Annotated in this window: 1 protein-coding gene (running past one end of the window); it reads right to left on the reverse strand. The window is 71.7% G+C overall.

Annotated elements, in window-relative coordinates; genetic code table 11:
* On the reverse strand, positions 1 to 14,602 hold part of the coding region annotated (locus tag G4D85_RS46900; protein ID WP_164021371.1) for a non-ribosomal peptide synthase/polyketide synthase (this coding region is incomplete at its 3' end). 16,470 nt of the annotated region lie to the left of the window's left edge; 14,602 of 31,072 annotated nt are visible.
* Positions 14,603 to 14,612 lie beyond the last annotated feature (10 nt).

Raw genomic sequence — 14,612 nt, forward strand, 5'->3', positions numbered from 1 at the left:
TCCGTGCCGGTGCGTGAGTCGGCTGTCGTGAGAGGGCCTCGGCTTCCGTGTCCACGGACACCCGGCGTGCGCGCGAGTCCTGGGGTAGCACGGAAGCCAGATGCGACTGCGTGAGGACAACGGGAGCGCCGGAGTCCTCCAGCATGAAGGCGAGGCGCTCAGGGGGGTAGGAGGGGTCCAGGGGCAGGTAGCAAGCGCCGGCCTTGAGGGAGGCGAGGACGGCAACGGCCATGTCCAGGCTCTTGTCCAGGCACAGGGCGACGGTGCCACCCACGGGCACGCCCAGAGAGACGAGGTGGTGGGCCAGCTGGTTGGCGCGCGAGTCGAGCTGCGCGTAGGTGAGCGAGCGGGAGCCATCGGTGACGGCCACCGCGTGAGGGGTGAGTGCGGCCTGGGCCTCCACGGGTCGGTGCACGGCCACGGGCGAGTGCGGCTCGCGCGACGTGTCGTTCCACGCCACCAGCAGTTGGCGTTCCTCGTCGGTGCCAAGCAGGGGTAGCCGCCACAGTGGCCGACCTGCATCGGCCACGGCGCCCTCCAGCAGCCGCTGGAGGTGCGCGACCATGCGCCGCGCCGTCGCCCCATCGAAGAGGTCGGTGTTGTATTCGAGCTCGCCAAGGATCACGTCTGTCGCGTCCGTCAGGAGCAGCGACAGATCGAACTTGGCGGTGCCGCTGTTCACGTCGAGCGGCCGCAGCTCCAGGGGGCCGTCGCTCCCTCCGCCACCCTCCTGTGACTGCTGCCTGGAGTCGCTCTGCAGGGTGAGCAGGACCTGGAAGAGCGGAGTGCGGCTCAGGTCTCGCTCGGGGCGCAGCTCGTCGACCAGCTTCTCGAAGGGCACGTCCTGGTGGGCATATGCGCCGAGCGTCGTCTCCTTCACCTGAGCGAGCAGCTCGCGGAAGGTCAGGCCCGGGTGGAACCGCGTGCGCAGGGCCAGGGTGTTGGCGAAGAAGCCAACGATGTCCTCCAGCTCCGACTGCTGCCGGTTGGCGATGGGCGAGCCCACCACCAGGTCGTCCTGGCCGGAGTAGCGCGAGAGCAGTGCGCTGAAGCCGGACAGCAACGCCATGAAAGGTGTAACCCCTTCACGCCGGCACAGTGCGTGGAGCGCCGCCGAGAGCTCCGGGCCGAAGCGCACGGGCACCGTGGCGCCGTGGGACGTCTGCACGGGCGGGCGGGGCCTGTCGGTGGGGACCTCCAGCGCATGCGGCACGCCTTCGAGCTGGTGCTTCCACCAGTCCACCTGCTTCGCCAGCACCTCGTCTCGGAGCCACCCGCGCTGCCAGACGGCGTAGTCCGCGTACTGGAGCGTCAGAGGCGCCAGGGGCGAGGGCAGGCCCTGAGAGAGCGCGGTGTAGAGCGCGCCGACTTCACGGAGGAGGATGCCATTGGACCAGCCGTCCGAGACGATGTGGTGGACGGTGACGAGCAGGACATGGCGCCGCTCGGACAGGCGCACCAGGGTGGTGCGCATCAGCGGGGCCTTCGTCAGGTCGAAGGCCTTTCGCGCTTCCTGGGCGGCCTGTTCGAGGGCCGCGGTGTCGCGCTCGGACTCCGGCAGGTGGCTCAAGTCCACCACTGTCAACGGCAGCGGAGCCTCCGCGTGGAGCTGCTGGACGGGGGCGCCGTCGGACTCGACATGGAAGGAGGTGCGCAGCGCCTCATGGCGCTGGACGAGTCCCTGGAGGGCGCGCTCCAGTGCTCCGGTCTCCAGCGCGCCCACGAGGCGCACCGCGAAGGGGATGTTGTAGAACGCGCTGCCGGGCTGCAGGCGGTCCAGGAACCACAGGCGTTGCTGCGCGAAGGACAGCGGCAGTGCGCCGGTGCGCGGCACCGGGAGCAGTGGCGGAGGACGGGCGCCATCACGCTCGCGCCGGGCCTGCTCGATGCGCGGGGCAAGCAAGGCGACGGTAGGAGCCTCGAAGAGCGCGCGCAGCGGCAGTTCCACCTGGAACGCGTTGCGCACGCGCGAGACGACCTGGGTGGCCAGCAGCGAGTGGCCTCCCAGCGCGAAGAAGTCATCGTGACGGCCCACGCGCTCCACGCGCAGCACTTCGGCCCACAAGGTGGCCAGCTGATGCTCGGTAGGCGTGGCGGGCGCCTCGTAGGTGGCGGCCGAGGCGGAGGACTCCGGAGCGGGAAGGGCCTTGCGGTCCACCTTTCCGTTGGGAGTGAGGGGGAAGGCGTCCAGGGCGACGAAGGCGCCGGGCACCATGTACTCGGGCAGCCGTTGCTTGAGGGAGGCGCGCAGGGAGGCGGAGTCGGGTGCGGCCTCGTGGTGGGTGAACCAGGCCACCAGGCGCGGGTTGCCGGGCACGTCCTCGCGTACGAGGACGAGGGACTGGCGCACGCCCGGAAGCTGGGCGAGGGCGGCCTCGATTTCACCCAACTCGATGCGGAAGCCGCGCAGCTTCACCTGGAAGTCGGTGCGGCCCAGGTAGTCGAGGGTGCCGTCGGCCAGCCAGCGCACCTTGTCACCGGTGCGGTACATGCGGGCGCCAGGGGTGGGGTTGAAGGCGTCGGGCAGGAAGCGCTCTGCGGTGAGGGCGGGGCGGCGCAGGTAGCCACGGGCGAGGCCCGCGCCGGAGATGAAGAGCTCTCCCGGCACGCCGACGGGCACGGGCCGCAGTTGCCCATCCAGCACGTAGACGTGGACGTTGGCCAGGGGCCCACCAATGGTGGGGCGCGTCTCGGGGCGCACGGCGAAGGCGGTGGAGTCCACCGTGCACTCGGTGGGGCCGTAGACGTTGAAGGTGCGGGTGCGAGGCGCGGCGGCGAGCTGCTGCCAGAGGGCTTCGTCAAGGGCCTCACCGCCGGGCACCAGCAACCGGGGCGCAGCCTCGTCCTGAAGCAGGCCTTCCTGCACCAGCAACCGCAGCAGCGAAGGAGTGCAGTCGAGTACGTCGACGCGCTGGCGCTTCAGCCACTGGCGCAGGGCGTCTGAATCCTGCCGGGTGGCGTCGGGGACGATGCACAGGCAGTGGCCGTCGAGCAGTTGGACGAGCTGCTTGACGGAGCCGTCAAAGGCCAGCGGCGCATTGACGCTGACGCGCAGGCCCGTGGGCTGCCCCGCGTACACCGTGCGAGCCAGGGCGTGGCGCAGGTTGAGAACGGAGCGGTGCTGCACCATGACGCCCTTGGGCGTGCCGGTGCTGCCGGAGGTGTAGATGACGTACGCGAGGTTGTCGGCAGTGGCCGAAGGCGCGGGGTTGTGAGTGGGCAGCGAGGCGGGCAGTGCTTCCGCCGAGTCGAGGCACAGCACCCGCGTGCCCTGGGGCGGAGTCCAGGAGTCCGCCAGCCTCTGCTGGGTGAGGAGGACGGGAGCCGCGCAGTCCAGGAGGGTGAAGTCGAGGCGCTGGGAGGGCCAGGCCGGGTCCAGAGGGACGTAGCCACCGCCGGCCTTCATGACGCCGAGCAGGGCGACGACCATGTCGACGGAGCGCTCGAAACAGAGGGCCACGGGGACGTCGGGACCGACGCCCAGCGAGCGCAGGTGCCAGGCCAACTGGTTGGCGCGCGAGTTGAGCTGGTCGAAGGAGAGGACGGAGTCTTCGAAGCTGACGGCGGGAGCGTCGGGCGTGCGCGCGGCCTGGAGCTCGAAGGCGTGGTGGAAGCAGGAGTCGACGGCAACATCCGCGGCGGTCTCGTTCCAACCGCGCAGCACCTGCTGACGCTCGGTGGCGGTCAGCAGAGGCAGCTCGGAAAGGCGCTGCTCCGGATTGGCGGCGATGGCCTCCAGCAGCACCTGGAGGTGCCGAACCATGCGCGTACCGGTGGCCTGCGTGAACAGGTCCGCATTGAGCTGGAGCGTGCCGAAGAAGCCGTCGGGCGTCTCGAAGAGGTTGAGGCTGAGCTCGAACCTGGCCATCGCATCGCCGTCGGAGTCCAGCGGGCGGACGGCCAGCGAGGGCAGGGCAATGTCCTTCGCCGGGATGTTCTGCAGCACGAAGAGGGTCTGGAACAGTGGCGAGCGGCTCAGGTCGCGCACCGGCTGCAGCTCCTCCACCAGCTTCTCGAAAGGCACGTCCTGATGCGCATACGCGCCCAGCGTCGTCTCCTTCACGCGGGCCAGCACGGCGCGGAAGGACGCGCTGTCCTCCAGGCGCGTGCGCAGGACCAGGGTGTTGACGAAGAAGCCGATGAGCCCTTCCAGCTCGGTGAAGCGCCGGCCGGCGATGGGCGAGCCGACGACGACGTCCTCCTGCCCGGAGTAGCGGGACAGCAGCAACTGGAAGGCCGCCAGCAGCACCATGAAGGGCGTGGCGCCCTCGCGCCGGGCCATCGCCGCGAGTGACTCGCTCAGCTCCTGCGACAGGCGCACCGGCACCGTGACTCCCCGGTGGGTGAGCACCGGCGGGCGTGCGAAGTCGCCAGGCAGCTCCAGGTGCGGCGGCGCACCCGTGAGCTGCTGCTTCCACCAGCCCAGCTGCGTGTCGAGCACCGAGCCCCGCAGCCATTCCCGCTGCCACACCGCGTAGTCGGCGTACTGCACCGGCAGCTCGGGAAGCGGCGAGGGCTGACCCTGGCGGAACGCCTCGTAGAGGGCCACGGCCTCGCGCACCAGCACGCCAGAGGACCAGCCATCCGAGACGATGTGGTGCAGGTTGAACAACAGTGCGTGCCGCTGCGCACCCAGGCGCAGCAGGCTGACGCGCAGCAGCGGCCCGGTGGCCAGGTTGAACGGCCGCAGCATGTCTTCGGTGGCCAGGCGGCGGGCGTCCTCCATCCGCTGTGCCTCGGGCAGACCCGTCAGGTCCACCACCGTCAGTTTTTGCGGGGACGGCGGGTGGATGACCTGGGTGGGCTGGCCCGCCTCGGAGGCAAAGGTGGTGCGCAGCGCCTCATGGCGGCGAACGACCTCCGTGACGGCGCGCTCCAGCGCGGGCACGTCCAGCGCTCCGTCCATGACGAGCGCGGTGGGCATGTTGTACTGCGCGCTGCCCGGCTCCAACTGGTCGAGGAACCACAGCCGCTGCTGGGAGAACGACAGCGGCATGCCGCCAGTCCTGGGCACGGGCCGGGGGGCCTGCACCGACTCCGCCCCCGCGCGCGCCTGGGCGTCGATGGCGCTCGCGAGCTGCTCCAGCGTGGGCGACTCGAAGAGCGCGCGCAGGGGCAGCTCCACCTGGAACGCCGCGCGGATGCGCGCCACCACCTGGGTGGCCAGCAGCGAGTGGCCGCCCAGCGCGAAGAAGTCGTCGTGACGGCCGACCTTCTCCACCCGGAGCACCTCGGCCCAGAGCGCGGCGAGTCGCTCCTCCGTCTCGGTAGCGGGCGCCACGTACGTGCGCGCCGAGCTGAGGGCCACGGCATCGGCCGCGGGCAGCGCCTTGCGGTCCACCTTGCCATTGGGGGTCAACGGGAAGGCGTCCAGCGCAACGAAGGCGGAGGGCACCATGAAGTCCGGCAGGCCCTGCCGCACATGCTGCCGCAGCGCTTCCGTGTCGAGCGACCGGCCCTCGGCCGTCACCACGTAGGCCACCAGTCGCTTGCCGCCACCGCCGTCTTCGCGCGCCATCACCACCGCGCCCTGGAGGCTGGGGTGCTGCCGCAGCGCGGACTCAATCTCTCCCAGCTCGATGCGGAAGCCGCGCACCTTCACCTGGTGGTCGATGCGGCCCAGGTACTCCAGCGGGCCACCGGGCACCCGGCGCACCAGGTCTCCCGTGCGGTACATGCGTGCACCGGGCTCGGGGCTGAAGGCGTCGGGCAGGAAGCGCTCCGCCGTCAAGTCAGGCCTGCCCAGGTAGCCCCGGGCCAGTCCCGCGCCCGCCAGGTACAGCTCGCCTGGGACACCCGGGGGCTGCAGCGCCAGGCGTGCGTCGAGGATGTAGCCGCGAGTCTCCGGCAGGGGCAGGCCGATGGTGGGCTCGCCCGGGCCTTCCGGCACGCGGGTGAAGGTGGAGTAGGTGGTGTCCTCGGTGGGCCCGTAGAGGTTGAAGACGTGCTGCACGGTGCCGGTGGCGTACAGGTCCCGCACCAGTGCGCCCGGCAGGGCCTCGCCCGCGAGGTTGATGGTGCGCACCGAGCGCGGAATGGCGCCCAGCCGCAGCAGCTCGGCGATGGCCGAGGGGACGGTGTTGACGAGCGTCACCTCGCCGGTGTCGGGCATCGACGCCAGCGCCAGCGCGTCGCGCACCAGGAAGACGGTGCCGCCGCACGCGAGGGGCGCGAACAGCTCGAAGATGGAGAGGTCGAAGCAGATGGAGGTGGCCGCCAGCGTGCCCGCGAGCTGCTCGCGGGAGAAAGCACCCGTGGCCCAGTCGAGGAACGCCGTCGTGCTGGCGTGGGAAATCGCCACGCCCTTGGGTCTGCCGGTGGAGCCGGAGGTGTAGATGACGTGGGAGAGGTTGTCCGGCACGGCCTCGCACGCCGGAGCCGAGGAGGGCAGGCGCGAGAAGCCGTCAGGCAGCGCGTCGAGACAGACGGTGAGGGTCTCCGCCGTGTCGAGCTGGAGCGAGTCCAGCAGGGCCCGGTGGGAGAGCAGCAGCCGCGCCCTGGCATCGGCCAGCGTGAAGTCCAGGCGCTGGCGCGGGTAGTTCGGGTCCAGGGGGACGTAGGTGCCGCCCGTCTTGAGGACGGCGAGCATCGCCACGACGAGCTCCGCGGTGCGCTCCATGCACACGGCGGCACGCACCTCGGGGCCCATGCCGAGCGACAGCAGGTGCCAGGCGAGGCGGTTGGCGCGCTCCTCGAGCTGGCGATAGGTGAGGCGCTCCGTGCCGGCGACGAGGGCGGTGGCGTCGGGCGTGCGAGCGGCCTGCTCGGAGACGCGCGTGTGCACCAGCGTCCGCCGCAGCGAGGTGCGCGGGTCGCTCGACTCCACCACGACGGTGTGCTGCTCGGTGGAGGGAAGCAGCGGCAAATCGAGCACGCGCTGCTCGGGGTGGGCGACGGCGGACTCCAGCAGGACCTGGAGGTGGCCCATGAGGCGGCGCACGGTGTCCTCCCGGAAGAGGTCCGTGCTGTACTCCACCGCGCAGACCAGTCCCTCGGCGGCGCGGGTGAAGCTGAGCGTCAGGTCGAACCGGGCGCTGTGGCCCTGGAACTCCAGGGGGTGCATGGCGAGGCTGCCCGGCGCTCGCGGGGCCGTCCCCGTCGCGTCCTCCGTCGTGGTGTTCTGGAGGATGAGCATCGCCTGGAACAGCGGCGAGCGGCTCAGGTCGCGCCCGGGCCGCAGCTCTTCGACGAGCTTCTCGAAGGGCACGTCCTGGTGCGCGTAGGCGCCCAGCGTCGTCTCCTTCACGCGCGCCAGCAGGGCGCAGAAGGACGGGTTGTCGTCCAGGCGCGTGCGCAGGACCAGGGTGTTGACGAAGAAGCCGATGAGCCCTTCCAGCTCGGCGAAGTGCCGGCCGGCGATGGGCGAGCCGATGACGATGTCGTCCTGGCCCGAGTAGCGCGCCAGCAGCGTCTGGAAGGCCGCCAGCAGCGCCATGAAGGGCGTGGCGCCCTCCTTCTCGCAGAGCGCCTCCACCGAAAGCGTGAGCGAGCGGGGCAGCGTGTAGAGGAGGCTGGACCCGCGGAAGGACTGCACGGCCGGACGCGGGAAGTCCGTGGGCAGCTCCAGCGCATGAGGAGCCCCGGAGAGCTGCTGCTTCCACCACTGGAGCTGCTCGTCGAGCACCGCCCCCTGGAGCCAGGAGCGCTGCCACACGGCGAAGTCGGCATACTGCACCGGCAGCTCTGGCAGCGGCGACGGCCGGCCTCGCGAGAAGGCCTCGTAGAGCGCCGCCACCTCGCGGACCAGCACGCCCTGGGACCAGCCGTCCGTGACGATGTGGTGGAGGTTGAGCGAGAGCACGTGCTCGGACGGACCGAGCTTCAGCAGCTGCGCGCGCAGCAGCGGACCGGAGTCCAGCGCGAAGGGGCGCCAGATTTCCTCGCCCACCCGCCGCAGGGCCTCGGCCTGGGCGGCCTCTGCGTCCAGCGTGCTCAGGTCCACCCGTGGGAGGGAGATGGGCGCGGCCGGAGCGATGACCTGGACCGGCCCGTCCTCCCGGGCCAGGAAGGTGGTGCGCAGCGACTCGTGACGCCGCACCAGCTCGGACAGGCTCCGTTCGAGGGCCTCCGCGTCCAGCAGCCCCTCCAGCCGGACGACGGCGGGCAGGTTGTACGTGATGTCGCCGGGCTGGAGCTGGTCGATGAACCACAGGCGCTGCTGGGCGAAGGACAGTGGCAGCGGGCCGGTGCGGGGCACGGGAACCAGCGGAGGTCGCTGCATCTCCGGCTGGGACTGGAGCTTCGCCCGCTCGATGCGCTGGGCGAGGGCGGCCACGGTAGGCGCCTCGAAGAAGGCGCGCAGGGGCAGCTCCACTCCGAAGGCCTTGCGCACGCGCGAGACGACCTGGGTGGCCAGCAGCGAGTGGCCACCCAGCGCGAAGAAGTCGTCGTGACGGCCGACCTTCTCCACGCGCAGCACCTCGGCCCAGAGGGCGGCCAGCCGCACCTCGGTCTCGGTGACGGGCGCCTCGAAGGTGCCGGCGGCGGAGGTGGACTCCGGTGCTGGCAGGGCCCTGCGGTCCACCTTGTCGTTGGGCGTGAGGGGGAAGGCGTCCAGCGCCATGAAGGCCCCGGGCACCATGTGGCCAGGCAGCCGCTGCTTCAGGAAGTCGCGCAGGGCGGCGCTGTCCGGCGCGGCGTCGTGACAGGTGAAGTAGGCCACCAGGCGCTTGTCGCCGGGGACGTCCTCGCGCACCAGGACGAGCGTCTGACGCACCGCCGGGTGCTGGGCAAGGGTGGTCTCGATTTCACCCAGCTCGATGCGGAAGCCGCGCAGCTTCACCTGGAAGTCGGTGCGGCCCAGGAAGTCGAGCGTGCCGTCAGGCAGCCAGCGCACCCGGTCTCCGGTGCGGTACAGGCGCGCGCCGGGCGTGGTGCCGAAGACGTCGGGCACGAAGCGCTCGGCGGTGAGCTCGGGGCGGCCCAGGTAGCCACGGGCCAGTCCGACGCCGCCGATGAACAGCTCCCCGACGACTCCCACGGGCACCGGGTGCAGGTGCGCGTCCAGCACGTAGTGGAGGGTGTTGGAGATCGGCTTGCCAATCGGCGGGCGCTGCCCATCCGCCACGAAGCGGTGCACGGTGGAGATGACGGTGGACTCGGTGGGGCCGTAGACGTTGAGGAACTTGCGGCCGGGGGCCCACTTCGCCACCACCTCGATGGAGCAGGCCTCGCCACCGGTCTGGAGGCTGGTGATTGCCTCCAGCCCGTCGGTGGGCAGCACGGCCAGGACGGCGGGCGGCAGCAGCACGGAGTCGATGGACTGGCCGAGCAGCGTGTCCACCAGCGGCTGGCCGGGCAGCAGCTCGTCACGCGATGCCAGCACCAGGGTCGCGCCACTCAGCAGCGTCGACGTTATCTCGAACACGGAGGCGTCGAAGCTGACCGAGGCGACCTGCAACACGCGCTGGCCGGGCTGTACCCCCGTGGCACTGGCCATGTGCCGGGCCAGGTTGAGCACGCCGCGATGCGCCACCATGACGCCCTTGGGACGCCCGGTGCTGCCCGACGTGTAGATGACGTACGCGAGGTTGTCGGGAGTTGCCCACCGCGCTGGCGCGGTGTCCGGGTGCCGCGAGAGGGCCGTCGCGTGGGTATCGAGCGCCAGCACGAGGGCGGAGCTGGAGGGCAGCGCGTCGCGCAGGTGCGAGTGGGTGAGGAGCACCGTCGCGCCGGAGTCCTGGAGCATGAGAGCCAGGCGCTCACGGGGGTAGGCCGGGTCCAGCGGGACGTAGGCGCCACCGGCCTTGAGCACGCCGAGCATGCCGACGATGAGGTCGAGCGAGCGCTCCAGGCTCAGGGCAACGCGCGTGTCGGGGCGGACGCCGAGGGCCCGCAGCTCATGGGCGAGCTGGTTGGCGCGAGCGTCCAGTTCTCGGTAGGTGAGCGACAGCTGCCCGAAGCGCAGGGCCGGAGCGTCGGGCGTGCGCCGGGCCTGAACCTCGAACGCTTCATGGATGCAGGTGGCGTCCTCGAAGGACGCGGCGGTGTCGTTCCACTCCACCAGCACCTGCCGCTGCTCGGCGGCGCTCATCAGCGTCAGGTGGGAGATGGCGCGGCCCGGGTCGGCGGCGGCTTCGTCCAGCAGCCGCCACAGGTGGTCCACCATCCTCCGCACCGTCGCCTCGTCGAAGAGGTCGGTGCTGTACTCCAGCACGCCGCCCACCTCCGTCCCTAGGTCGGTCACCAGGAGCGACAGGTCGAACTTCGAGGTGGCGCTGTCCATCTCCATTGGACTGAGCGTCAGCACGGCGTCCGCCTGCTTCATCGGCGGCATGTTCTGCAGGGCCACCACCACCTGGAACAGCGGCGTGCGGCTCATGTCGCGCTCGGGGCGCAGCTCGTCCACCAGCTTCTCGAAGGGCACGTCCTGGTGGGCGTAGGCGCCGAGCGTCGTCTCCTTCACCTGAGCCAGCAGCTCCCGGAACGTCATCCCGGGGCGCAGCCGCGCGCGCAGCGCGAGCGTGTTCACGAAGAAGCCGACCAGGCCCTCCAGCTCGACCGTCCGACGGCCGGCGATGGGCGTGCCGATGACGATGTCGTCCTGGCCCGAGTAGCGCGCCATCAGGACCTGGAACGCGGAGAGGAGCGCCATGAACGGCGTCACCCCTTCACGCCGGCAGAGCGCCTGGAGGGCCGCCGCGCGCTCGCCGCCGAGCTGCACCGGCAGGTGGGCACCGCGCAGCGACTGCACCGGCGGGCGCGGCCTGTCCGTGGGCAGCTCCAGCGCGTGGGACGCGCCGGAGAGCGCCTGCTTCCACCAGGACACCTGCTGCTCCAGCGCTTCGTCGCGCAGCCATCCCCGCTGCCAGGCGGCGTAGTCCGGGTACTGGAACTCCAGCGGCGGCAGCGGCGACGGCAGTCCCCGCGCGAACGCCACGTAGATGGCGCTCACCTCGCCGATGAGGACGCCGACGGACCAGCCGTCCGACACGATGTGGTGGAGGGTTACGAGCAGGACGTGGCTCTGCCCGGACAGGCGCAGCAGGGCGGCCCGTATCAGCGGGGCCTGCGCCAGGTCGAAGGGCGTCTGGGCCTCGGCGGCAATCTGCCTGCGGGTCTCCGCCTCGCGCTCGGGCTCGGGCAAGTGGCTCAGGTCCACCACCTTCAGCGGCAGCGCCGCCTCCGGGTGGATGTACTGCACGGGCGACTCGCTCTCTTCACCGAAGGTGGTGCGCAGCGACTCGTGACGGTGGACGAGCTCCTGGAGGGCGCGTCGCAGCGCCTCCTCGTCCAGCGCGCCGTCCATCCGGACCGCGGCGGGGATGTTGTAGAAGGGGCTGCCCGGCTCCAGCCTGTCGAGGAACCACAGGCGCTGCTGCGCGAAGGACAGCGGCAGGGCCCCGCCCCGAGGCGCCGGACGCAGGGGCGGCAGACTGCTGGTATTGCCCGACACCAGGGCCTCGTCGACCATCCGCGCGAGCGCCTCCAGCGAGGCCGCCTCGAACAGCAGCCGCAGCGGCAGGTCGACGCCGAAGTGGCTGCGCATGCGTGCGACGGCCTGGGTGGCGATGAGCGAGTGGCCGCCCAGCTCGAAGAAGCCGTCGTGGATGCCCACCCGGGCCACGCCCAGCAGCGCGCTCCACTGCTCGGCGAGGATTTGCTCCGTCGCGGTGCGCGGCGCCACGAAGGCGCGGTGCACCTCCGCGGAAGCATCCGGCGCGGGCAGCGCCTTGCGGTCCACCTTCCCGTTGGGCGTCAGCGGCAGCGCGTCCAGCCGCACCAGGGCGGCCGGCACCATGTACTCGGGCAGCCGCTCGCGGAGGAACTCCCGCAGCGCCTCCACCTCTACGGACTGGCCGGGTGCAGGCACCGCGTAGCCCACCAGCCGCTTGCCGGTGGGGCCGTCCTCGCGCACCACCACCACCGCGTCCCGCACGGCGGGGTGTGCGGCCAGCGCGGACTCGACCTCGCCCAGCTCGATGCGGAAGCCACGCACCTTCACCTGCGTGTCCACGCGCCCCAGGAAGTCCAGCTCCCCGCTGGAGCGCCACTTCACCCGGTCTCCCGTGCGGTACAGGCGCGCTCCGGGCTCGCGGCTGAAGGGGTGGGGCACGAAGCGCTCGGCCGTCAGCTCCGGACGGCCCAGGTAGCCCCGCGCCACTCCCACGCCGCCGAGGTACAGCTCGCCCGGCACTCCCACGGGGACGGGCTGCAGCCCCGCGTCCAGCACGTACGTCTCCACGTTGGCCAGCGGCCGGCCGATGGACGGCGCCCGCCCGTCCGCCTCGCACACCGTGAGGGTCGCCACCACGGTGCCCTCGGTGGGGCCGTAGGTGTTGAGGAAGCGTCGGCCAGGGCTCCACCGTGCGACGACGTCCGCCGAGCAGGCCTCGCCACCGGAGATGACGGTGCGCAGCGCCGGCAGCCCTGTGGACTCCGTGGCCGCCAGCGCCGCGGGCGTGAGGCTCACCGCGGTAATGGCCTGCTCACGCAGGAAGGAGTGCAGCGGCTCACCCGGCATCAGCCGCTCCAGCGGCGCCAGGTACAGCGTTCCGCCCGCGCAGAGCGTGGTGAAGATCTCCTCCACCGAGATGTCGAAGCCCAGGTTGGCGAACTGCAACATCCGCGTGCCGGGGCCCACCTCGTACTCGCGGGCTTCGTGCGCCACCAGGTTGCACACGCCCCGGTGCTCCACCAGCACGCCCTTGGGCTGGCCCGTGGAGCCGGAGGTGTAGATGACGTACGCGGTGTTCCGCGCGGTGGCCCCGCCGTCCACCGGCTCGCCGCCCTCCGCCGCCAGCTCCTCCCGCTGCGCATCCAGCAGCACCACGCCCGCCGGAGGCCGCGCGAAGCGCGCCAGCATCGGCCGCTGCGTCACCAGGGCGCGAGCGCCGCTGTCCTCCAGCATGAAGGCCAGGCGCTCCCGAGGCAGGGACGGGTCCAGCGGCAGGTACGCGCCGCCCGCGTGGAGGATGCCCACGAGCGCCACCACCAGCTCCAGCGAGCGCTCCACGCACACGCCGACGATGGACTCGGGGCCCACACCCTCGCGCCGCAGACGCCGCGCGAGCTGATTCGCCCGGTGCTCCAGCTCCGCGTACGTCAGCTGCCGCCCGTCCACCACGGCCGCTACGGCCTCCGGGGCGAGCCGTGCCTGCTCCCGGATGAGCGCGCCCAGGGTGGTGTCATCCGGGAACTCCGCGCGCGCGCCGCTCCACTCCGCCAGCAGCGAGTGCCGCTCGTCGCCGACGAGCAGCTCCAGCCGTGACAGCCGCTCGTTCGGCCGGGCCACCATGGCGGTGATGACGTGGTGCACGTGCTTCAACAGGCGCTCGGCCGTGGCCGGCTCGAACAGCTCCGCGTCGTACTCCAGCTCGCTCTGAAGGCCGTCCGGCTCCTCGACGCAGGAGAGCGTCAGGTCGAACTTCGCCGACTGCTCCGGCAGCGCCACCCCGCTCACCGTCAGCCCGGGCAGCTCCACCTCCAGCCGCCCGAAGTTCTGCATCATGAACATGACGCTGAAGTGCCGGCCGCCCTGGGGGGCCTGGAGGTGCTCGAAGGGCACGTGCTGGTGCGCGAAGGCCTCCAGCGCCATCTGCCGCGAGCGGCCCAGCAGCTCGCGCACGGTGGGGTCGCCGGACAGGCGGGTGCGCAGCACCAGGGTGTTGAGGAAGAAGCCGACCAGGCCCTCCACCTCCGCGTGGTTGCGGCCGGCGATGGGCGAGCCCACCACGATGTCGTCCTGCCCGGAGTAGCGGCCCAGCACGAGCTGGAACGCCGCCAGCACCGCCATGAACGGGGTGACGCCCTCGCGCTTGCACAGCTCCGCGAACGCGGCGGACACGTCGCCGGGCAGCTTCCGGCTGACATTGCCTCCCGGGTGTCTCGGCTGCCGGGGACGGGGGAAGTCGGTGGGCAGCTCCAGCTCGGGCGCGCCGGCGAGCTGCTGCCGCCACCACTGGAGCTGGGTCTCCAGCGTCTCGCCCTGCAGCCACTCGCGCTGCCACGCCGCGAAGTCGCCGTAGTGCATCGTCGGCTCGGGCAGCGGCGAGGGCTGTCCCGCGGCAAGCGCGGGGTAGAGGGCGGTGAGCTCGCGCACGAGCACGCCCATGGACCAGCCGTCGGAGACGATGTGGTGCATCGCCATCAGCAGCATGTGCCGCCTGTCGTCCAGCCGCAGCAGGACGGCGCGCAGCAGCGGGCCGGTGGCCAGGTCGAAGGGGCGTGTGGCCTCCCGGGCGCTCAGCCGGAGCGCCTCGGCCTCGCGGTCCTCACGCCCGGTGAGGTCCACCACGGGCAGGGGGAAGGGCGCTGGCGGGTGGATGACCTGGAGGGGCGTGCCGCCCTCGTCGCGGAACGTGGTGCGCAGCGCCTCGTGGCGACGCACCACCTCCGTGAGGGCGTGCTCCAGCGCCTGGGGGTCCAGCGGACCTTCCAGGCGCAGCGCGGTGGGGATGTTGAAGGCGGACGTGCCGGGCTCGAGCTGCTCGAGGAACCACAGGCGCTGCTGTGCGAACGACAGCGGCGGCGCCCCACTTCCCGCCGGGCGCCGGGCGATGGGGGGCGGGGCGTTGCGAACCACCTTCTGCTGGAGCTGCTTCGCCAGCTGCGCGCGCTTCTCCGGCGAGAGTCCCGCAATCCTCTTCTTGATGTCACTCATGAACCTGACT

This window comes from Pyxidicoccus trucidator (assembly GCF_010894435.1).
Taxonomy (GTDB): domain Bacteria; phylum Myxococcota; class Myxococcia; order Myxococcales; family Myxococcaceae; genus Myxococcus; species Myxococcus trucidator.